The sequence below is a fragment of the Halomonas jincaotanensis genome (assembly GCF_018448785.1).
Classification (GTDB): Bacteria; Pseudomonadota; Gammaproteobacteria; order Pseudomonadales; family Halomonadaceae; genus Halomonas; species Halomonas jincaotanensis.
In genome coordinates, this window is sequence record NZ_JAHCLU010000006.1 from 19,662 (window position 1) to 39,544 (window position 19,883).

Genomic DNA, 19,883 nt, shown 5'->3' on the forward strand with positions numbered 1-19,883 from the left:
ATTATCCTGTTCCTTAGCACCGGCCTGCCCCCTCGGGGGAATCACCCAGTTCGAGAGGATGCCCACCGGCACCAAGATGACTCTAACAGAACTTCGCTACATCGTGACACTGGCCCAGGAACACCATTTCGGGCGTGCCGCGGAGCGCTGCTTCGTGTCCCAGCCGACCCTGTCGGTGGCGGTCAAGAAGCTCGAGGAGGAGCTGGGCGTGGCGCTGTTCGAGCGTTCGAAATCGACCGTCCAGGTCACCCCGCTGGGTGAGAAGATCGTTGAACAGGCCCAGCGGGTTCTGGAGCAGAGCAGCGTCATCAAGGAGCTGGCCAGCGCCGGCCGCGATCAGTTGGCAAGCCCGCTGCGCCTGGGGGCCATCTATACCATCGGGCCTTATCTGTTTCCCTACATGGTGCCGGCGCTGTCGCGCAGCGCCCCGCAGATGCCGCTCTACATCGAGGAGGGCTTCACCGGCAACTTGCGTCGCAAGCTGCGCAGCGGCGAGCTCGATGCCATCATCGTCGCCCTGCCCTTCAACGAGACCGACGTGGTCACCAAGCCGCTCTACGAGGAAACGTTCGACGTCCTGCTGCCGGCCGATCATCCCTGGGCCGAGCGGGACAGCGTCGAAAAGGAAGACCTCCTCGACGAGCGCCTGTTGTTGCTGGGCGAGGGCCACTGTTTTCGCGATCAGATCCTCGAGGCCTGCCCGGCCATCGGCCGCAAGCTCGCGAGCCCCTCCAACACGCTCACCGCCGAGGGGGGCTCGCTGGAGACCATTCGGCACATGGTCGCCTCCAAGCTCGGTATCACGGTGCTGCCGCGTTCGGCGATCGGCACCGGGCATTACGAGAGCGGGCTGCTCATCAGCCGCCCCTTCACCTCGCCGGCGCCCTCGCGCACCGTGGCCATCGCCTGGCGCGCCAGCTTCCCGCGGCCCAAGGCGATCGATGCCCTCACCGATGCGATCAACGCCTGCCGCAAGGCCGATACCGGAGCCGCATGAGCGCTGACATTAAGGCGCTTGACGCGCCCGTCACCGACCTCAAGGGCGTCGGCGAGGCACTCGCACTAAAGCTGGCGCGGCTGCGTCTGGAAACCGTCGCCGACCTGCTGTTCCACCTGCCGCTGCGCTATCAGGATCGCACCCGGATCACGCCCATCGGCACCCTGCGTGCCGGGAATGAAGCCGTGATCGATGGCGAGGTGGTCGCCGGCGAAGTGGTACGCGGCCGACGCCGCAGCCTGCTGGTGCGGATGCGCGACGCAAGCGGCATCCTCAGCCTGCGCTTCTTCCACTTCTCGCCGGTTCAGCAGCAGCAGTTTCATCCCGGGGCGCGCGTGCGGGCCTTCGGCGAGGCGCGCGCCGGGGCCACGGGGCTGGAACTCTACCATCCCGAATACCGCCTGCTGAGCAGCGACGCCCCACCGGTGGAGGACCATCTCACCCCGATCTACCCCACCACCGAAGGCCTTCACCAATCGCGGCTGAGGGCGTTGATCGACCAGGCGCTGACGTGCCTGCAGAGCGCCCCGGAGGCGCTGCCCGACTGGATTCCTGCGCCGCTGCGCGAGCGTTTCGGCCTGCCCGCGCTCCATGCCTGCCTGATCACCCTGCATCGCCCGCCGCCGGATGCCGACCCCGACGGACTCGCCGATGGCCGCCATCCCGCCAGCCGTCGTCTGGCGCTGGAAGAGCTGCTCGCCCACCGGCTGAGCCTGCGTGAGGTACGCCGCCACATCCAGCAGGACGGCGCGCCGCCGCTGCCCAGCGGGCGCAATCTCCAGGCCCGCTTCCTGACCCAGCTGCCCTTCGCCCTGACGGGCGCCCAGCGCCGGGTACTCGAGGAGATCGGTGTCGACCTGGCGCGCGAGATTCCCATGCTGCGACTGGTGCAGGGCGATGTCGGTTCGGGCAAGACGGTCGTCGCGGCCATGGCGGCGCTGTCGGCGCTGGCCAGTAATTGCCAGGCGGCAATGATGGCGCCGACGGAACTGCTCGCCGAGCAGCATTTTCGTACCTTCCGCGCCTGGTTCGAGCCACTGGGCATCGAGGTGGCGTGGCTCGCCGGCAAGCTCAAGGGCAAGGCGCGCCTGGACACCAAGGCGGCGATCCAGGATGGTCGGGTGCGCATGGTCGTGGGCACCCATGCGCTCTTCCAGGGCGACGTACACTTCCAGCGCCTGGGCCTGGCGATCATCGACGAGCAGCACCGCTTCGGCGTCCATCAGCGCCTGGCCCTGCGCGAGAAGGGCGAAGCCGGCGGCCTCACTCCCCACCAATTGGTGATGACCGCCACCCCGATCCCCCGCACCCTGGCCATGAGCGCCTACGCCGACCTGGACGTCTCGGTGATCGACGAGCTGCCGCCGGGGCGCACCCCGGTCAAGACGGTGGCAATGCCCGACGAGCGCCGCCCGGACGTGGTGGCGCGTATCCGCCATGCCTGCGCCGAGGGCCGTCAAGCCTACTGGGTCTGCACGCTGATCGAGGAATCCGAGGCCCTGCAGTGCCAGGCCGCCGAGGCGACCCGCGACGAGCTCGTCGAGGCATTGCCGGAACTGGCGGTTGGCCTGGTTCACGGACGCATGAAAGCCGGCGATAAGGCCGCGGTCATGGCCGCCTTTCACGCCGGCGAGTTGGACCTGCTGGTGGCCACCACGGTGATCGAGGTCGGGGTGGACGTCCCCAACGCCAGCCTGATGATCATCGAGAACCCCGAACGCCTGGGGCTTTCCCAGCTGCATCAGCTGCGCGGGCGGGTCGGACGCGGCTCCGCCGAGAGTTTCTGCGTATTGCTCTATCGTGGACCGCTCTCGGCCCATTCACGCCAGCGCCTGGCGGTGATGCGCGACACCACCGACGGCTTTCGCATCGCCGAGAAGGACCTGGAGCTGCGGGGGCCGGGCGAGGTGCTGGGCACGCGCCAGACCGGCCTGGCGCAGATGAAGATCGCCGATCTGGAACGCGACGCCGACCTGCTGCCACGTGTCTCGCCATTAGCGGACGCACTGCTCGCCCAGCATCCCGAGGCCAGCCGTCCGCTGATCCGTCGCTGGCTCGGCGAGCAGGCGGGTCTTTACGGTCAGGTGTAGGCCTTGGCGGCGTGTTCCTGGTTATCGCTCGGGGCAGGCGCGATCAAGCGATTGGCGGCCTCGCCGAGAAATTCCAGTTGGCGACATACCAGGCGCAGTTGATGACGCATCGGCCAGTAGGTCTCGCCGTCGTCCGCCCGGCTGGTCGCCGGAGCGTCGAGCGCCTCGCGAAGCCGAGCCACCTCAGCCCCAAACCCACTCAGCGGCCGACGGGCCTCGAGATGCTCGGCAAGACGGCCCAACAGCGTGGCCACGCGTTCGGCGAGTGCGGTTACCCCTGTATCGCCCTGACCATCAGACGTGTCGTCGTTCCGCGCATGGCGGTGGGCCCCCAGCGCCGAGAGATACCCCAGCAGGGTGTGGGATAACGCCAGGAAGCGCATGGCGTCGTCGACATCGTGGCCTTGATAGCGGCGCGGTTCGTGCAGCATGTTGCTCAGCAGTGTCGACAGCGCGGCATCGGCGTTGTGGGCATTGCGACGCGCCAGCCGATAGGCGAGGTCGTCCTGCTTGCCGGTCGCATACTGCTGGATGATCTCCTCCAGGTAGCGACGCTGGCTGATCAGCGAGGTGGCCGCCTGACGGTAAAGGCGCCGCCCTTGCCAGTCGGGCAGTATCCACAGTACCGCCAGGCCGGCAATCAGCACCCCGACCAGGGTATCGAACAGCCGCGGCCAGATCAGATCGAAGCCGTCGCCCACCTGATTGAAGCTGCACAGCACCAGCAGGGTAATCGCCGCCGTGGCGATGCCATAGTGAGTCTGGCGGCTGGCGAAAAACACCACCCCCGCCACCACCGCGATCAGCGACTGGGCCAGCGGATGGGGAAACAGCGAGATCGAAGCCCAGCCCACCACCAGCCCCAGCACCGTCCCGGCAACACGTTTGACGAGAAAACGCTGGGTCGCCGAGAAGTTGGGCCGGCAGACGAACAGCGTGGTCAGCAGGATCCAGAACCCCTGGGTCGGATGAAACACCTGCATCAGGACATAGCCCACCAGCAACGCGATCGGCAACCGCAGTGCGTGACGCAGCGTCGGCGAACTCAGGGTCATGGCGGCGCGGATGCGCGCCCAGGCATCCCGCGGGCCGTGCAGAGAGCGGTCATGCAGACTGGCATCGGCGTGGGGCGTGGCCACCTCGGGATGCTCGGCGCTGGCCAACTGCGCCTCCAGGGTGGCGAGATTATCGGCAAGTGCCGACAACGGCGGCATCAGCGCCTGCCACTCGGGCTGCTGGTGGGATCGCAAGTGGGTGATCGACGCCCGCAGATCTGCCAGCGCCTGCTCGCTCTGGTCATGCTCGAAGGGACGGTTGAGCAGCAACGCTCGGCTCAGCCGCCGACAGGCGTGGCCCTGCTGGTCGAGCAACCGCTGGCAACGAAAGAGCACATCGTGATGAAAGAACGCCTCGATCAACGACGAATAGGGCGAATGCGACGAACTGGCCCGCTCGTGGATATCCTGGGCAATAAAATAAAGCTGCAGGTAGCGGTCGAGCCGACGGTCACCACGCGGGCTGCCGAGTCGCTGAAACAGCACGTCCTTGGCCTGGTTGAGGGCGGCGACCACTTCGCCGTTCTGATGGGCCAGGGCCAGGCGCGTGTCGTCGAGATCGCGCCCGCGCAGGGGCTCAAGCAACGTCGCCTTGAGACTCAGGTAACGCCCTAATCGACGATAGACACGCGCCAGGCTCTGTTTGACCGGCTGGCGCGAGAACAGCGCGCACCAGACGATCGAAATCAGCCCATACCAGGCTGCACCAGAGAGCAACAGCAGCGGCTGACGCCAGGCACCGTCTTCCGGGACCCCCCCGTGGTGCTCGAGGGCGATCATCGAGTAGATGGCAAGGATTAATGTACCGAAACTGATGGTGGCGTAGCGCGGTCCCAGCGCGCCAAGCATGATCATCACGAAGGTCGACACCACCAGCGCCGGCGCAAACAGCCAAGGGTAGGGAAACAGCCATTGCACGCTCAACGAGGCCATGGCGAAACACACTAGGGTGACGCCGACCGCCTGCAGGCGTCCCTGCCAGCTGTCGTCGGTCTCCGCCAGGGCACTGGCGATGATGCCCAGGAACAAGGGCATCATTAGCGTCACGTCGTCCTGCCAGCCACTTATCGCCAGGGCACCACTGAAGGCCACGAAGACTCGCAGGGCATAGGCGAAGGTATCGAGCGTCCAGAGACGCCGCAGGGTCAGTGACGGCGGTGCGGAGAGCAGCGAGAGGCGCATGATCGTCCTTGGGGTAATGAACCCCCGAAGAAGTTAGACTTTAGTATAACGCAGATAGTGGCTGGCGGCTTCTACCAACGCAGCATTAAGCGTCAGGACACCTCGCAGGCTGTGGGTATGTGCGCTGCGGGAATATGCGCCGTAGAAAAGAGAGATAAAACGAAAGAAAGCGCAGTGAAACGGCGCATGTGGGTACGACACCGCTGTCGGCGTTAGAGTAGCTTCAACAGCTTCTGAAGCTTCTGAAGGTCGCCGGAATCGCCGACTAGACGCACGGTGCCGGCCATCATGCCATCGAGAAAAGCCTGTTGAGTGGGCTTTTTCAGCACGCTAACCGCTGTATCGGCGTCTTCGAAGCGCAGTTCCAGGTCGAGATCGACGGGCAGACCGCGGCCGGTCTGGATGCCACGGGGCGACATGCGATAGTGGCGCGCAACGACGAGATCTTCGGTGGCAATACCCCAGTCCAGACCGCGCATTTCGGTGAGCATCTCACGAAAGCGTGGCTTGCGGCGCAGCGCTCGCTTGAGAAGCAGACCCAGTACCCAGAGCATCAGTCGCAGCTTCATGTCGGTTCCACCACCGCAGGCAGGTAAAAAGCCATCATCTCGCGACCCGCCGACAGGCGGGTCGCACCGAGGGTTCGCTTACTTGGCGACGGCGTCCTTGAGGCCCTTGCCCGGCTTGAAGGCCACGGTCTTGCTGGCCGCAATGTTCAAAGGCGCACCGGTCTGGGGATTCTTGCCAGTACGTGCGGCTCGCTCGCGCACGGTGAAAGTACCGAAGCCGATCAGTGAGACATCTTGTCCCTGGGAGACGCTGCCGGTGATCTCGTCGAGGATCACGTTGAGTACTTGGCTCGCCTTGTCTTTGGAAAGATCGGCACGCTCGGCAATCGCCGCCGCGAGTTCTGGTTTACGCATAAGCCCTCCTGATGTGGCATGGAAGGGCGGTCATCACCGCCCCCTGTTGTTGTTGACGACACTGTTGTTGAAGATACAGTTGTTGACGAAACGAGAGACGCCTTTGCAACAAGGCGTCTCTTCGACATAGGGGATACCGGCAGCATCTTCGCACACTTGATACGCAGCGCAACGTCAATAGCCTAGCAACGGCGGTGCAAGCCGCGCCAGTTCGACTTTCCGACGCACACAGCGTCCTGTCAAGGCAAAACCAATCAAACGACCGTTCACATCTTCGGCGAACGCCGCCAGGTCCGGGCTCTCGCCTTCGATCCGCCAGCGGGCGGGGAGTGTCGTCGGGGCATAGGCCACCACTGGCAGCAGCGGCGTCTTCACCACCACCGGCCAGGCACCGAAGGTCACCGCCGTCGGTGTCCCTGCCAGTGTCTTCGCCAAGGCCCTGGCGCCGGCCTGCAGCGGCTGGACATACATGGCATTGACGCCCGCCACGCAGGCCACGTCGCCCAGCGCATGGATGCCTGCGGCTGAGGTCGCGAGAAAGCGGTCGGTGTGGATGCCGGCCTCGCTGACCGCGAGCCCCGCTGCCTCGGCTAGCGCCGAACGCGGCGTAAGCCCCGTGGCCGCCAGTACCAGGTCGACCTCGAGCCGGCTGGCGTCGCTCAGCGACACACCGACATGGCCGCCCACTTCCTCGAACGCTGCCAGACCACGCCCGAGGTGCAGCTGCGTGCCTGCCGCCTGAAAGGCCTCGCCCAGCGCACGGCCGAGCCGTTCGGGCAGCAGGCGCGGCAAGGGGGCACTCTCCGGCGCGATCAGGCTCACCGAATGACCTCCGGCCGTCAGGTCGTTAGCAAACTCGCAACCCACCAGGCCCGCGCCGATGATCGCCACCCGCGCGGGCCGGCCGAGTGCCGCGAGCGCGGCATGGAAGCGGCGATAATCATCGAGATCGTTGATGGTAAAGACCCGGCTCGCCAGCCGCGAGGGAATATCAAACGGCAACGCCGGCGCGGCGCCGGTGGCCAGCACCAGATCACCGAAAGGCAAGCGCTCCTCACCGAGTCTGAGTGTGTGGCTGTCGAGATCGATGGCATCGACCCGGGTATGGGTGCGCACCACGGCGCCGAGGCGGTCGGCGACGTCGAGTGCCGAGCCCGCCGCCAGCCGATCGGGCAGTAAGCCCTTGGAAAAACCCGTCGAGAGCAGCGGCTTGGCGTAATCATCGCCGCTGTCGGCGCTGATCAGGGTCACCAGGCGCTCGGGCTCCAGTGCCCGCCATTGGCGGAGCAGGCCGATGCCGGCCATGCCGGAGCCGACGATCGTCAGTGTAGGGGTCATGGCACTCCTTCTTCGCACACTTTCATCGCGCACTTTCTTTGTGCAGTGGCTACCGCGAACCGCAGTGGGACAGGGAAGCGTTTCGGGACAACATGTTACACTATCCGCCCCTCGATTCGACGCGGAGCCCGCCGGTGTACGACGGTCTAATACCCGATCCCCGCCCTCTATGCCATTGGTGTCTCCCCCCGAGCTGGCGACCGCTGGCGGCCGCGCGACCGGCCATGAGCGTTGCCTGGTGGCGATGGATTGCCTCGCGCGACTCGCTCACCGCACGGCTAATCGCCGCCGGTGGCGAGCGACGCTTCCGGGTCCGACTACTCGACCAGCGTCTGACCCGCCCGGCGCTCGACGAGGCCCGGGCGTTGGGGCTGCCACCCGGGCGTTATGCCTGGTGTCGCGAGGTCGCCCTGTGTCTGGACGAACGCCCCTGGGTGATGGCACGTTCGGTCGCACCGCTCGAGCAGCTGCGTGGCCAGCGCCTCGACCGCCTGGGGGAGGGCTCGCTGGGCAGCTGGCTGTTCCGTCAGCCGGGGCTCGAGCGCAGCCCCATCGAGGTCACCGCCTCGTCGCCGCCGTTCCAGACGGGCGACGGCCCCTGGGGGCGCCGCTCGGTCTTTCGTCTCGGGGCGGGTCGTGAAGATAGCCACGGGCGTCGCCATGACCACTTTGCAGTGCTGGTCCAGGAGTATTTCCTGGCCGGCATGAGGGATGACCTGGGCCTGCCTTCGCGCTAGGCTCTGGGTGCTTTCTTACCCCCAAACCAGCCTTCCGCGAGGATGAGATGGACCCAACCTTGATGCGCCCCACGGGCCTGGCCCGGGTGCCAGACTTCCTGCACCTGACCCGACTCGACCGTCCCATCGGTACCTGGCTGTTGATGTGGCCGACCCTCTGGGCGTTGTGGGTCGCCGCCCAGGGGGTTCCCGAGCGTCGTCTGCTGTTGATCTTCATCGCCGGTGTCTATCTGATGCGTGCCGCCGGCTGCGTGGTCAACGATTATGCCGATCGTCACTTCGACGGCCATGTCAGGCGAACCCAGCACCGTCCTCTGGCCACCGGCCGCATCAGCGAGGGCGAGGCCCAGGCGCTGTTCCTGATACTGGTGATGGCCGCCTTCGTGCTGGTGTGCTTCACCAACCTGTTCACGGTCATGCTATCGGTGGGCGGCGTCGTCCTGGCTTTCATCTACCCTTTCATGAAGCGTTATACCCATCTGCCGCAGATATTCCTGGGTGCCGCCTTCTCCTGGGCGATTCCCATGGCCTTCGGCGCCGTGCTGGGCCATGTGCCCGCCGAGGCTTGGCTGCTATTCGTCGCCAATGTGGCCTGGACGGTGGCCTACGACACCGAGTACGCAATGGTTGACCGCGAGGACGACCTGAAGATCGGCATCAAGTCCACCGCGGTGCTGTTCGGACGCGCTGACCGGCTGATGATCGGTCTGTTGCAAGGCCTCACCCTGGCGGTGCTCGCCTGGGTCGGGCTGCGCCTCGGCCTGGGGGGATTCTTCTGGCTGAGCCTGGCGGCGATGACGGCGACCTTCGTGCACCAGCAGGCGTTGATCCGCGAGCGCGACCGTGAGCGCTGCTTCCAGGCCTTCCTCAACAACCATTGGTCGGGGCTGGTGCTGTTCGCCGGCATCGCGCTGAGTCTCTGGCCCGACGCCAGTGGCGGGTGAGGGGCGCGGCATCAAACAAGACAGGCGTACTCTGTCACGGTATTGTCACAACAGCGTGTTGTCATCGTCATCGTCCCGTCATTGACCGCGAGGCTAGCAGATGACTGCCAAGACCGTTCTGATTGTCGATGATGAAGCATCGATACGCGAAATGATCGCCGTGGCGCTGGAGATGGCCGACTACCATGTCCTAGAGGCCGACGATGCCCAGACCGCGCATGCCATGGTCGTCGACCATCAACCCGATCTCGTGCTGCTCGACTGGATGATGCCTGGTACCAGCGGCATCGAACTGGCCCGACGCCTCAAGCGTGAGGAAACCACCGCCGAGATTCCTATCATCATGCTCACCGCCAAGGGCGAAGAAGACAACAAGATCCAGGGACTCGACGCCGGCGCGGATGATTACATCACCAAACCCTTCTCGCCGCGAGAGCTGGTGGCACGCCTGAAGGCCGTCCTACGGCGCGCCACACCGCGAGGCGTGGAAGATCCAGTGGAAATCGAGGGTCTGATGCTTGATCCGGTCAGTCATCGTGTCAGCATCGAGGGCAAGTCGCTGGAAATGGGCCCTACCGAATATCGCCTGCTGCAGTTCTTCATGACGCACCAGGAGCGCGCCTATACCCGCGGCCAGCTGCTCGACCAGGTGTGGGGGGGGAATGTCTATGTCGAGGAGCGTACCGTGGATGTGCATATTCGTCGCCTGCGCAAGGCACTGGGCGATGCCCACCACCACCTGATCCAGACCGTGCGTGGCACCGGCTACCGGTTCTCCGCCAAGGGTTGATGTGCGCCTCTGGAAACGCGAACTCTGGCGCCTTGCGCTGCTTGCCGTCCTGGGGGCGCTGGTCGGCTGGCCGTTTTCGGTCCCGGGGCTCGGCCTGGCGGGCGGCCTCGGCCTGTGCCTGTTCCATCACCTTCGCCAGCTGCACGCGCTGCACCGCTGGCTGACCCGCAATCCGCAGTCGGAACCCCCCGCTGCCAGCGGCCTGTGGGGCGAGCTGTTCGACCGCCTCTATCGCTACCAGAAGGGCCAGCGCCTTACCCAGCAACGGCTGCGCAATACCCTGCAGCGCATCCAGGAATCGTCCGAGGCGATGCGTGACAGCGTGGTGATGCTCGACCGCCACGGGGATCTGGAATGGTGGAACAGCGCGGCGGAGCGCATGCTCGGCCTCAAGGCCGCTCACGATAGGGGCCAGCACATCACCAACCTGCTGCGCGACCCTCGCTTCGTCGATTACTTCCATGCCCGCGACTATCGCGAGCCGCTGACGCTCTCCTCACCGATCGACGAACGCTTGATCCTGCAGTTCCAGATCACCCTCTATGGCGACGACGAACGCCTGGTCATGGCCCGCGATATCACTCGCCTGCATCGTCTGGAGCAGATGCGCCGCGACTTCGTGGCCAATGTCTCGCACGAGTTGCGCACGCCGTTGACCGTGCTCACTGGCTATCTGGAAACCTTCGGCAGCTATCTTGCCCAGGACGGCGCCGCCCGCCTGCCACCGCGCATGGCGCGGGGCGTCGACCAGATGCAGGAGCAGACCACGCGCATGCAGAACCTGGTCAATGACCTGCTGATGCTGTCGCGGCTGGAGATCGACCGGGGCGGTGAGGACCATGTGCGCCTGGCCATCCCGGACCTGCTGGAAAGCGTGCGCCGCGATGCCGAGGCGCTGTCCGGCGGTCGCCAGCGGATCGGGGTGGAAGTCGACGAGCCCTGCGATCTGATCGGCAGCGAACAGGAGATCCGCAGCGCAGTATCCAACCTGGCCTATAACGCCGTGCGCTACGCCGGTGAGGGGCGCTGCATCACCCTGCGCTGGACGCCACACCTCCATGGCGCCTGCCTGGAGGTCGCGGATGACGGCGAAGGCATCGATCCGGTGCACCTGCCGCGCCTCACCGAGCGCTTCTACCGGGTCGACAAGGGGCGCAGCACCGCCACTGGCGGCACCGGTTTGGGGCTGGCCATCGTCAAGCACGTGCTGCTGCGCCACGATGCTCGTCTTCAGATCGACTCCCGCCCCGGTCAGGGCGCGCGTTTTCGCTGTCTGTTTCCGGCGGCGCGCCTTCACCGCCCCGCGACCGAGGCGCATCCGGCCCGCCAGGCCTGATACCCGCTCAAGACGGGACGCGGGCTGGCACCAGGTCACGATAATGGCGGTCCCACATCAGCACGGCGCCGGCCACCGCACCGGGTAGCAGGAAGAGATTGGCCAGGGGTATCCAGGTGATCAGCGTTACCCAGCCGCCGAAGGTCAGCGTCGGCCAGCGCCTCGACGAGAGCCGGCCGCGCATGTCCCGAAAGCTCACCAGGTTATTGTCCATGGGGTAATCAAGATAGGTGATCGCCATCATCCAGGCCGAGAAAGCCAGCCACAGCAGTGGGGCGACCAGGTTGATCACCGGAATCCAGCTGATCACGAACAGCACCGCCATACGCGGCAGGATGTAGGTCAGCTTGACCAGTTCACGCCCCACGGCATCGACGCCGGTCCTGATCAGGCCGCGGTCGTCTAGTGGCTCTTGCCCGGTCACCTGGGCCTCGACCCTGGCGGCCAGAAACCCGTAGAACGGGGCCGCGATAAGGTGAGTGACGAGGGTGAAGGTGAAGAAGACGATCAACACCAGGGTGATCACGAACAGCGGCCAGATCAGCCAGGAAAGCCACTCCAGCCAGCTGGGGACCATGGCCATCCAGCCATCGAGCCAGCCGCCGAAGTTAGCCACCACATAGCCGAGCATCGCGGCGTAGACCACCAGATTGACCAGGATCGGCAGGAAGACGTAACGACGCAGGCCTGGGGTGTAGACCAGCCGGGTCCCGCGTGAAAGGGCCGTGAAGGCATCGAGCATGGGGGAAGTCCTCGCAAAAACGACACAGGCCATCACCATGGGGTGATGGCCTGCGTTATTGACGTCCAACTCCGGTCGACGTTCAAGTCTCTCCCACGTTCAGTTCTTTCTCAGTTCAACTCTTGCGTGTGAGGATCGTTGCCTCGTCAAGGTCGCCAGGATCGGTATGACGAATGTCGAGACCCTTGACCAAATAGACAACATATTCGGCAAGATTGTTGGCATGATCGCCGATCCTCTCCAGTGCCCGCAGGATCCACATGACACCGAGCACCGCCGAGATCGACCGGGCATCTTCCATCATGAAGGTCATCAGCGAACGCATGGCACTGCCGTATTCGCTATCCACCACATCGTCCTCGTAAACCAGCTTGAGCGCGAGTTCAGTGTCCAGGCGAGCGAAGGACGTCAGGGAATCCCGCACCATGCGACGCACATGTTCACTGATCATGCGCACCTCGACGAACCCGCGATGCCCGTTATCGGCACCGATCAGCTCGATGGCGTTACGGGCGATCTTGCTCGCCTCGTCGCCGATGCGCTCCAGATCCGAGGCGGCGCGAATCACCGCCAGCACCAGGCGCAGGTCCGACGCGGTCGGCTGGCGGCGTGCCAGCACCTGGGTGCATTCCTCGTCGATCTTGATCTGCATGTCATTGACGGCACGATCGTTCTCGACCACCCGCTCGGCCAGTTGGGAGTCGCTTTCGAGCAGGGCGCCCACAGCGTCCTGCACCTGCTTTTCGACCAGGCCGCCCATCGCCATCAGATGCGTCTTGATCTCCTCGAGTTCGTGATTGAACTGCCGAGAGATATGCTGACTGTGACTTTCACTGGTGATATCCATGGAAACTCTCCTTGGGGGCCGGCCTTTCAGGCCATGCGCCCGGTAATATAATTCTCGGTGCGCCGCAGGCGCGGGTTGGTGAACAGGCTGTCGGTGGGTCCATATTCCACCAGTTCGCCTTGCTGAAGAAAGGCGGTGTAATCGGACACCCGTGCCGCTTGCTGCATGTTGTGGGTGACGAGTACCAGGGTAAGGTTCGACTTGAGGTTGTGGATCAACTCCTCGATTTTCAGAGTCGAGATGGGATCGAGCGCCGAGGCCGGCTCATCGAGCAGCAGCACCTCGGGGCCGACTGCCAGGGTCCGGGCGATCACCAGACGCTGCTGCTGTCCGCCGGAAAGCGTCCAGGCCGACGCGCGCAAACGATCCTTCACTTCCTCCCAGAGCGCCGCCGCCATCAGTGCCTCCTCCACCGCATCGTCTAACTGGCGCTTGCGCAGTCCTCCTTGAAGGCGCAGACCGAAAGCGACGTTGTCGTAGATCGACATGGGAAAAGGGTTGGGGGCCTGGAACACCATCCCCACGCGCCGGCGAAGTTGTGCCACGTCCATATCGGGGTCATGGATGTCGCTGCCTTCGAGGCGTATCCGACCCTGGCGGACGACATCCTCGTTAAGATCATGGAGACGGTTGAGCGCGCGCAGCAGGGTCGACTTGCCGCACCCGGATGGCCCGATGAACGCCGTCACGCAATGCTTTGGCACCCGCAGCGTCACATCGCGCAAGGCCGGTTTATCACCATAGGCCAGGCACAACTCCTCGATCTCAATACAGCTCGCCTCGCGCTTGAAGGCAAGGATCGTCCCTGAGGAGGACGTAGAGGGCTGCATCAACACGGACATTCAGCGGATCTCCCTGGCGCGCTCACGATTCAGTGACGCGGTAATCGGCCATGGCGCGTCCTCAGATAATGACGCATGAATATTGCAGTCAGGTTAAGCCCCAGAATTACCAGCACCAATAATAGGGCCGTGGCATACACCAGGGGCAGCGCCGACTGTACATCACTGCCGTGAAATGCCACATCGTAAATATGATAGCCAAGATGCATGAACTTTCTTTCAAGGTGCAGGAAGGGAAAGTCGCCGTCCACCGGCACCTGAGGCGCCAGCTTGGCCACCCCGACAAGCATCAGCGGTGCCACTTCACCGGCGGCGCGCGCCACGGCCAGGATCATCCCGGTGAGCATCGCCGGCATCGCCATCGGCAGCACCACCCGCGTGAGCATCTCCAGCCGCGTAGCGCCCAGGGCCAGGGCACCCTCACGCTGATGGTCAGGAATCCGCGCCAGACCCTCCTCAGTGGCCACGATCACTACCGGCAGCGTCAGCAGCGCCAGGGTCAGCGAGGCCCACAGCAGCCCACCGGTACCGAAGGTGGGCGACGGCAGGGTGTCGGCGAAGAACCAGTCATCCAGCGAGCCGCCGATTCCATAGACGAAGACCCCCAGCCCGAAGACGCCATAAACGATGGACGGCACCCCGGCAAGGTTGCGCACGGCAATCCTCACCATTCGGGTCATGCGTCCTTGGTGGGCGACTTCGTTGAGATAGATCGCCGCCAATACGCCGAAGGGCGTGACCAGCACTGACATCAGCAGCACCATCAGCACGGTGCCGAAGATCGCCGGCCAGACGCCACCGGCACTGTTGGCCGCCCGTGGTCCTTCGGCGAGAAAGCGCCACACGCCCTGCCCCCAGGCCACCAGCTTGTCGGGGACCGACATGGCATTGGGCCGCTGGGCCCGCAAGATGCTCTCGATCGGCTGCCAGAGGCGTTTGCCGTCGACGCTTTCCAGCAGTACGTCACCGCTGGCCATGGCCGCCTCGAGATCGCGTAACCGCGCTTGGGCGTGGGCGAGTTCGTCGGCAAGCGTGGCATTGCCACCATCAGCTAGACGCGCCGCCAGCGGCAGGATGGTGTCGTCGCGCAACCTGGCCAGCTCATCGCGCAGGATTTCCAGCTCGGCGAGGCGCGCCGTGAGCCGCTGCCAGGCGGCCTCGCCCTCGACCAGGGCGTCTTCCCCACCTTCTTCCCGTTGCCCTTCCACTCCGACTCCACCGCCTCGTAGCGCCACCAGGCGACCGTGAAACGCCCCCCAGCGGTGACATTCCAGCACTACCAGATCGTCGGGGTGACGCTCGGCCTCGATGGCCGCGACTTCCACCCAGGTCCAGGGGCTTTCCTCCAGATCGCGATTGGCAGTGCGATAGAGCCGTTCGTCACCCTCGCCGCCCGGCAAAGGTGCCTCCTTCACCGCCGTGCCCGCAAAGCGGCTGCCGTCCTCAAGCTCGACCAGCGTCACTGGGGCAGGCCAGAAGTGGCCGAGGCCACGTGTTGCCAGCAAGAGCAGCAGCGCTCCCAGCATCAGCAGCGAGACCGCTACGCTTCCGGCCGTCAACCAGGGCCAGGGCCCCTCGCCGCGAAGCAACCCGCGCCGTTTCGGAACTGCCATTTCAGGCGCCTCCCAGGCGGTGATAGCGTCGACGCAAGCGCGTGCGCACTACTTCAGCCAGGGTATTGACCAGAAAGGTAAAGACGAACAGCAACAGCGCCGCCATCAGCAACAAGCGATAATGAGTGCCGCCGGGGGCTGCCTCGGGCAGCTCGATGGCGATACTGGCGGCCAGGGAGCGCATCCCCTCAAGGGGGCTCAGGCTCATCAACGCGGTATTGCCGCTAGCCATCAGCACGATCATGGTCTCGCCCACGGCGCGGCCAGCACCGATCATCACCGCCGACAGGAGGCCAGGGCTGGCGGCCGGCAGCACCACGCGCCAAAACGCCTGCCAACGCGTGGCGCCCAGCGCTTCGGCCCCCTCGGCGAGACTCGACGGCACCCCGGAGAGGGCGTCCTCAGCTAGCGCATAGATGCTGGGCATCACCGCGAACCCCATGGCCAGGCCGACGATCAACGCGTTGCGGCTGGCATAATCGAGACCGAAACGAGTCGCCAGCCAGCCGCGCAGGTCGGCGTCGAACCAGCGCGCTTCCAGCCAAGGCGCCAGCTCGATCGCCGCTATGCCCAGCAGCATCAACCAGGGCATCAGCCAGAGACCCGCCCAGCCCAGCGTCAGGCGATCGCGCCAGGGCCTCGGCAACCGCCCTCGGATTATCCCCGCAGCGAACAGGCCAGGAATCATCACCAATACCAGGGCGAAGGTACCGGCCAAGTGGCGCTCCACCCAGGGCGCCAGCACCAGCCCGGCGATGAAACCGATCACCACGCCGGGCAACGCCTCCATCAGTTCCAGCGTCGGCTTGAGGCGACTGCGCAGGCGCCGCGGCATGTACATGGCCGAGTGGATCGCCGCCCCCAGCGCCAGCGGCACCGCAATGACCAGCGCCCACAATGCCGCCTTGAGTGTTCCCCAGGCCAGCGGTGCCATGCTGTAGCGCGGGGTCTCGTCTGGCGCGACGGCGGCGGGCTGCCAGCGGAATTGCGCCGTGTCGAGACCCGCATAGGTCTGGGGCAGCCAGAGCGCGTCGATATTCACCGTGTCTGCCACATCGGACGCCCAGAATAACGGCACGACCTCGACCGCCAGAAACACGCCGATGCCCAGGACCGCGACAATCACCCCGATCCCGCCAGCGGTAATCAGGGCCGTCGCCAGACGATCCACGCCCTGGCGCAGGCGCTGCCGATAGCGCGCTGCTCGAAGAGCATCCTTCATGGTTGTCGTCTCGGAAAGCTGCAATCCGACAATACGACAACCGCATGACAAAGCCGTGACAGCATTATCCACCGTCCTCCAACCCCAACTGGCGACGCTGGCGAATCAGGGTCGCCTCGGGGAGCGTGACGAACCCCAGCTCGGCCACGGTCGCCTGTCCCTCGGCCGACAGAATCTGCTCGACCAGCGCACGTTCGGGGGTCGGCAAGGCCTCACCGGGAGGCAGATTGATATAGAGATACAGGGTACGCGCCAGGGGATACGCCCCCGAGCGCACCTTCGCCGGCTGCGGGGCGACCTCGTAACCCTCGTCATCGCGCAGGGCCAGCGCGCGAATGCCCGGCGTCAAATGGTTGAGGCCCGCATAGCCCATTGCAGACCACGATGACGCCACTGCTTCGACGACCGCAGCCGAGCCGGGATGCTCATCGATACGCACGCGGAAATAGCCATCGCACAAGGCACGGCGTCGGAACAGGTCATGGGTTCCCGAGGCGGCATTGCGCCCCTGCAGTTCGATGCGTCCCACCGGCCGATCGATGCCCAGCTGGCGCCAGTGAGTGATGTCGTGCGAGCTTCCGCAGCGCCGCGTATCCGAGAAGATCGCATCCACGGTCGCAAGGCTCAACGACGCAAGCGGGTTGTGACGATGCACCACCACCACCAGGGCGTCCCGGGCGATCTCGATCTCAGTCGGTGGATAACCGTAACGCTCCGTGAAACGCCGCCACTCCTCACTGGTCATGGGCCGGGACATAGGCCCCAGCCGGGTTGTACCGGCACTCAGGGCCGGCGGCGCACTGGCCGAGCCACTGGCCTGTAGCTGCAGCCGTACCCCCGGGTGACGCTCGGTGAGCTGTTCCCCCCAACGCAGCATCAGCCCCGCCAGGGTGTCCGAGCCGATAGCACCAAGCGTACCGACGACCTCATCGGCACTCGCCAAGGGCAGCCAGGCTGCCAGCACCATGCCAACGAGCCTCGACCGCCAGCGCTTTGCTATGGTTGGCATACCGCCTCCCTGAAACCGACGAGCCGAGTCATGATGTCACAAGGCTGGTGGCGCAGCCGGTGCAACGGCTAACATGTCGCGCACGCCCAATACCCAAAACAACAAGATGGACCTTCCCCGATGACCGAACTCGATGACATTCCAGCGCCACGGGGTCAACTGACCCTTAAGCTGATGGCCAACCGCCAGGATGCCAATCTTCACGGCGATATCGCCGGTGGCTGGCTAGTTGCTCATATGGACCAGGCCGCCGAACTGGCCGCCGGCCGCGAGGCCGTGGGCCGTACCGCCACTGTGGCTATCGAGGCGATGGATTTCCTCTGCCCGGTGCGCGTGGGCTCTATGGTCAATATCTTTTCCGAGGTGCATGAGATCGGCCACAGTTCGGTGAAGGTCGATGTCGAGGTATGGATTCGGCCACCCCACGAACGCGACCCCGAGGAGCTCTACAAGGTCACCGAGGCCCGCTTCGTGATGGTCGCGCTCGATGACAATGGGCGAATCCGCGCGGTTCGCTAGACAAGCTGAGTGAAATAATCGCCGTCACGAGCGCCCACGCCTCAACCGTCGGTAACGAGGTTGTCACGTGCCTTCAGGTAGGCATACTCACCGACATCGGTGAACGGCCGCACCCGTTTCTGGAACGCCTGGTAGGACGCATATACCTTCCTGGATTCCTCATCGTCATCGACCTGCTTCTGTAGGACGTCCATCGAGGATGCATAGAGCGCTTCCATGACCTCCTCGGGGAAGGTACGCAGCTCGACGCCGTGCTCGCTGACCAGGGTCTCCAACGCCTCGGCGTTGCGATAGGCAAACTCGCTGATCATCGCCAGATTGGAGGCCCGCGCGGCCTCTGTGACCACGTCCTTGAGATCGTCTGGCAGGGCGTTCCAGGCGTTTAGGTTGACGGTTCCCTCGAGAATCGCACTCGGCTCGTTCCATACCGAGGTGTAGTAATACTTGGCCACCTGATGCAGGCCAAAGGCCAAATCGTTGTAGGGGCCGACCCAGTCGGCAGCGTCCAGCACCCCGGTCTGCATGGAGGTGAAGATCTCACCACCGGGCATGTTGACCGTGGTCACACCGATACCGTTCATTGCCTCACCGGCCAGGCCCGGCAGACGAAGCTTGAGGCCCTGCATGTCCTCCAGTGAATTGACTTCCTCCTTGAACCAGCCGCCCATCTGGGTGCCGGTGTTGCCTACCGGGAAGGGCTTGAGGTTGTGCCTGGCATAGATCTCGTCCCAAAGCGCCTGGCCATCACCGTAGTAGAGCCAGGCATTGGTTTCGGTGGTGGTCATGCCGAAGGGAACGGCCGTGAAGAACTGCGAGGCGGCCACCTTGCCACGCCAATAGTAGGAGGCGGAATGGCCCATTTCGGCGGTGCCGGCCGATACCGCATCAAACACCTCGAGCGGTGGCACCAACTCGCCGGCCCCATGCACGCGAATACGCATGCGACCGTTGGAGAGCTTCTCGATACGCTTGGCAAAGTCGTTGGCACCGGTGCCCAGAGCAGGAAAGTTGGTGGGCCAGGAGGTCACCATGTTCCAAGTGAGGGTTTCCTGGGCACTCGCTGTGGTAACGAAGGGCGCTGTGGCGCCGGCGGCGGCACTGATGCCGATGGTCTTGAGGAACTTGCGTCGTTGCATGCGGCGTGACTCCATATCATTTTATTCGCTGGGCGCTTACAGGGCACTGCTGGCGCGGAACCAGTAGGAACGGTTCAGCGCGAAATCTTGTTACCGAGTCGGATCAGGTAATAGCTGATGCCCAGCGCCAGCACCGCCGACGACAGGGCCACGATCATCCAGGGGTCGATGCTCTCCAGATCCATGACCATGAACTTCCTGACCAGGGCCATGACCGCGATCAACACCACGATCTCGACCTGAATGAAGCTGCCGCGGTCTTCCATAGTACGCACGATGGAATTATTGAATTCCATCGCGATCAGTACCGTCAGGATCATATCGAAAACCGCCTGGAAAACGCGATAGTCGAAGGGATCGCGAGTCTGCAGAAACAGCAGCTCAATGACGTGACGGACCAGGTAGTAGATAGCCACCAGTACGACGGCCCCGATCGCCATGGTGAGCACCAGCGACACCAGCCGCTCGAAACGCTGATAACCCGAGAGCGTCGACCACTGACCCACCAGTTCGGGGAACCATTTCTTCAGCATGCGCTATCTCCGTTCACATCACCCTCGC

The 19,883-nt window shown here is 64.6% G+C and carries 19 protein-coding genes; 7 read left to right on the forward strand and 12 right to left on the reverse strand.

Annotated features, from left to right (window positions below; all coding sequences use genetic code 11):
- Nucleotides 1–76 precede the first annotated feature (76 nt).
- Both KG088_RS06700 and recG read left to right on the forward strand, forming a co-directional pair.
- Complete coding sequence (locus KG088_RS06700; protein ID WP_213824734.1) at nt 77–997, forward strand: hydrogen peroxide-inducible genes activator; 921 nt, start codon at nt 77–79, stop codon at nt 995–997.
- Complete coding sequence (gene recG, locus KG088_RS06705) at nt 994–3,087, forward strand: ATP-dependent DNA helicase RecG (RefSeq protein ID WP_213824735.1); 2,094 nt, start codon at nt 994–996, stop codon at nt 3,085–3,087. The genes KG088_RS06700 and recG overlap by 4 nt, the downstream gene beginning before the upstream one ends.
- On the opposite strand, the gene yccS is transcribed toward recG, so the two are convergent.
- The 4 genes from yccS to KG088_RS06725 form a co-directional block, all read right to left on the reverse strand.
- Nucleotides 3,078–5,324, reverse strand: coding sequence for a YccS family putative transporter (gene yccS / locus KG088_RS06710; protein WP_213824736.1), 2,247 nt, complete (start codon nt 5,322–5,324; stop codon nt 3,078–3,080). The genes recG and yccS overlap by 10 nt on opposite strands.
- Before the next feature lie 212 nt (nt 5,325–5,536).
- A complete protein-coding gene (locus KG088_RS06715; RefSeq protein ID WP_213824737.1) occupies nt 5,537–5,893 on the reverse strand; it encodes a hypothetical protein in 357 nt (118 codons plus the stop codon).
- A gap of 78 nt (nt 5,894–5,971) precedes the next feature.
- Entirely contained in the window at nt 5,972–6,247 is a 276-nt protein-coding gene (locus KG088_RS06720) for an HU family DNA-binding protein (RefSeq protein WP_213824738.1), read from the reverse strand.
- A 174-nt stretch (nt 6,248–6,421) separates the two neighbouring features.
- Nucleotides 6,422–7,585: an NAD(P)/FAD-dependent oxidoreductase gene (locus KG088_RS06725; protein ID WP_213824739.1), complete on the reverse strand. Its 1,164-nt coding sequence runs from the start codon at nt 7,583–7,585 to the stop codon at nt 6,422–6,424.
- Nucleotides 7,586–7,809: 224 nt separating this feature from the next.
- Here KG088_RS06725 and KG088_RS06730 point away from each other — a divergent pair, with 224 nt between their 5' ends.
- From KG088_RS06730 to phoR, 4 genes are all read left to right on the forward strand, one after another.
- Nucleotides 7,810–8,322 carry a chorismate--pyruvate lyase family protein gene (locus KG088_RS06730; RefSeq protein ID WP_213824740.1) on the forward strand — a complete coding sequence of 171 codons (513 nt, stop codon included), beginning with the start codon at nt 7,810–7,812 and terminating at the stop codon, nt 8,320–8,322.
- A gap of 47 nt (nt 8,323–8,369) precedes the next feature.
- Nucleotides 8,370–9,266 carry a 4-hydroxybenzoate octaprenyltransferase gene (gene ubiA, locus KG088_RS06735; RefSeq protein WP_213824741.1) on the forward strand — a complete coding sequence of 299 codons (897 nt, stop codon included), beginning with the start codon at nt 8,370–8,372 and terminating at the stop codon, nt 9,264–9,266.
- Nucleotides 9,267–9,366: 100 nt separating this feature from the next.
- Nucleotides 9,367–10,056, forward strand: a complete 690-nt coding sequence (gene phoB, locus KG088_RS06740; protein ID WP_213824742.1) for a phosphate regulon transcriptional regulator PhoB — start codon at nt 9,367–9,369, stop codon at nt 10,054–10,056.
- A gap of 1 nt (nt 10,057) precedes the next feature.
- Nucleotides 10,058–11,392, forward strand: a complete 1,335-nt coding sequence (gene phoR / locus KG088_RS06745) for a phosphate regulon sensor histidine kinase PhoR (protein ID WP_213824743.1) — start codon at nt 10,058–10,060, stop codon at nt 11,390–11,392.
- Nucleotides 11,393–11,399: 7 nt separating this feature from the next.
- Here the strand turns inward: phoR and cysZ are convergent, their stop codons facing one another.
- The 6 genes from cysZ to KG088_RS06775 form a co-directional block, all read right to left on the reverse strand.
- Entirely contained in the window at nt 11,400–12,134 is a 735-nt protein-coding gene (gene cysZ, locus KG088_RS06750; RefSeq protein WP_213824744.1) for a sulfate transporter CysZ, read from the reverse strand.
- Between the two features lie 115 nt (nt 12,135–12,249).
- Nucleotides 12,250–12,981, reverse strand: coding sequence for a phosphate signaling complex protein PhoU (gene phoU / locus KG088_RS06755; protein WP_213824745.1), 732 nt, complete (start codon nt 12,979–12,981; stop codon nt 12,250–12,252).
- Nucleotides 12,982–13,007: 26 nt separating this feature from the next.
- Nucleotides 13,008–13,811: a phosphate ABC transporter ATP-binding protein PstB gene (gene pstB, locus KG088_RS06760; protein WP_250148128.1), complete on the reverse strand. Its 804-nt coding sequence runs from the start codon at nt 13,809–13,811 to the stop codon at nt 13,008–13,010.
- Nucleotides 13,812–13,852: 41 nt separating this feature from the next.
- Nucleotides 13,853–15,436: a phosphate ABC transporter permease PstA gene (gene pstA, locus KG088_RS06765; RefSeq protein WP_213824747.1), complete on the reverse strand. Its 1,584-nt coding sequence runs from the start codon at nt 15,434–15,436 to the stop codon at nt 13,853–13,855.
- 1 nt (nt 15,437) lies between these two features.
- Nucleotides 15,438–16,658: an ABC transporter permease subunit gene (locus KG088_RS06770; protein ID WP_213824748.1), complete on the reverse strand. Its 1,221-nt coding sequence runs from the start codon at nt 16,656–16,658 to the stop codon at nt 15,438–15,440.
- A 64-nt stretch (nt 16,659–16,722) separates the two neighbouring features.
- Entirely contained in the window at nt 16,723–17,667 is a 945-nt protein-coding gene (locus KG088_RS06775; RefSeq protein WP_213824749.1) for a PstS family phosphate ABC transporter substrate-binding protein, read from the reverse strand.
- Between the two features lie 120 nt (nt 17,668–17,787).
- Here KG088_RS06775 and KG088_RS06780 point away from each other — a divergent pair, with 120 nt between their 5' ends.
- The gene (locus tag KG088_RS06780; protein WP_213824750.1) at nt 17,788–18,186 is read left to right on the forward strand and encodes an acyl-CoA thioesterase; all 399 of its coding nucleotides are present in this window, start codon (nt 17,788–17,790) and stop codon (nt 18,184–18,186) included.
- Nucleotides 18,187–18,227: 41 nt separating this feature from the next.
- On the opposite strand, the gene KG088_RS06785 is transcribed toward KG088_RS06780, so the two are convergent.
- Both KG088_RS06785 and KG088_RS06790 read right to left on the reverse strand, forming a co-directional pair.
- The gene (locus KG088_RS06785; RefSeq protein WP_213824751.1) at nt 18,228–19,322 is read right to left on the reverse strand and encodes a TRAP transporter substrate-binding protein; all 1,095 of its coding nucleotides are present in this window, start codon (nt 19,320–19,322) and stop codon (nt 18,228–18,230) included.
- Nucleotides 19,323–19,396: 74 nt separating this feature from the next.
- The gene (locus KG088_RS06790) at nt 19,397–19,855 is read right to left on the reverse strand and encodes a phosphate-starvation-inducible PsiE family protein (RefSeq protein WP_250148111.1); all 459 of its coding nucleotides are present in this window, start codon (nt 19,853–19,855) and stop codon (nt 19,397–19,399) included.
- Nucleotides 19,856–19,883: the final 28 nt, after the last annotated feature.

What these genes read in the sequence shown, in the direction of transcription:
- KG088_RS06700 (WP_213824734.1), top strand. Translation starts at nt 77, where the DNA reads ATGACTCTAACAGAACTTCGCTACATCGTGACACTGGCCCAGGAACAC.
- recG (WP_213824735.1), top strand. Translation starts at nt 994, where the DNA reads ATGAGCGCTGACATTAAGGCGCTTGACGCGCCCGTCACCGACCTCAAG.
- yccS (WP_213824736.1), bottom strand. Translation starts at nt 5,324, where the DNA reads ATGCGCCTCTCGCTGCTCTCCGCACCGCCGTCACTGACCCTGCGGCGT.
- KG088_RS06715 (WP_213824737.1), bottom strand. Translation starts at nt 5,893, where the DNA reads ATGAAGCTGCGACTGATGCTCTGGGTACTGGGTCTGCTTCTCAAGCGA.
- KG088_RS06720 (WP_213824738.1), bottom strand. Translation starts at nt 6,247, where the DNA reads ATGCGTAAACCAGAACTCGCGGCGGCGATTGCCGAGCGTGCCGATCTT.
- KG088_RS06725 (WP_213824739.1), bottom strand. Translation starts at nt 7,585, where the DNA reads ATGACCCCTACACTGACGATCGTCGGCTCCGGCATGGCCGGCATCGGC.
- KG088_RS06730 (WP_213824740.1), top strand. Translation starts at nt 7,810, where the DNA reads ATGAGCGTTGCCTGGTGGCGATGGATTGCCTCGCGCGACTCGCTCACC.
- ubiA (WP_213824741.1), top strand. Translation starts at nt 8,370, where the DNA reads ATGGACCCAACCTTGATGCGCCCCACGGGCCTGGCCCGGGTGCCAGAC.
- phoB (WP_213824742.1), top strand. Translation starts at nt 9,367, where the DNA reads ATGACTGCCAAGACCGTTCTGATTGTCGATGATGAAGCATCGATACGC.
- cysZ (WP_213824744.1), bottom strand. Translation starts at nt 12,134, where the DNA reads ATGCTCGATGCCTTCACGGCCCTTTCACGCGGGACCCGGCTGGTCTAC.
- phoU (WP_213824745.1), bottom strand. Translation starts at nt 12,981, where the DNA reads ATGGATATCACCAGTGAAAGTCACAGTCAGCATATCTCTCGGCAGTTC.
- pstB (WP_250148128.1), bottom strand. Translation starts at nt 13,811, where the DNA reads ATGCAGCCCTCTACGTCCTCCTCAGGGACGATCCTTGCCTTCAAGCGC.
- pstA (WP_213824747.1), bottom strand. Translation starts at nt 15,436, where the DNA reads ATGGCAGTTCCGAAACGGCGCGGGTTGCTTCGCGGCGAGGGGCCCTGG.
- KG088_RS06770 (WP_213824748.1), bottom strand. Translation starts at nt 16,658, where the DNA reads ATGAAGGATGCTCTTCGAGCAGCGCGCTATCGGCAGCGCCTGCGCCAG.
- KG088_RS06775 (WP_213824749.1), bottom strand. Translation starts at nt 17,667, where the DNA reads ATGCCAACCATAGCAAAGCGCTGGCGGTCGAGGCTCGTTGGCATGGTG.
- KG088_RS06780 (WP_213824750.1), top strand. Translation starts at nt 17,788, where the DNA reads ATGACCGAACTCGATGACATTCCAGCGCCACGGGGTCAACTGACCCTT.
- KG088_RS06785 (WP_213824751.1), bottom strand. Translation starts at nt 19,322, where the DNA reads ATGCAACGACGCAAGTTCCTCAAGACCATCGGCATCAGTGCCGCCGCC.
- KG088_RS06790 (WP_250148111.1), bottom strand. Translation starts at nt 19,855, where the DNA reads ATGCTGAAGAAATGGTTCCCCGAACTGGTGGGTCAGTGGTCGACGCTC.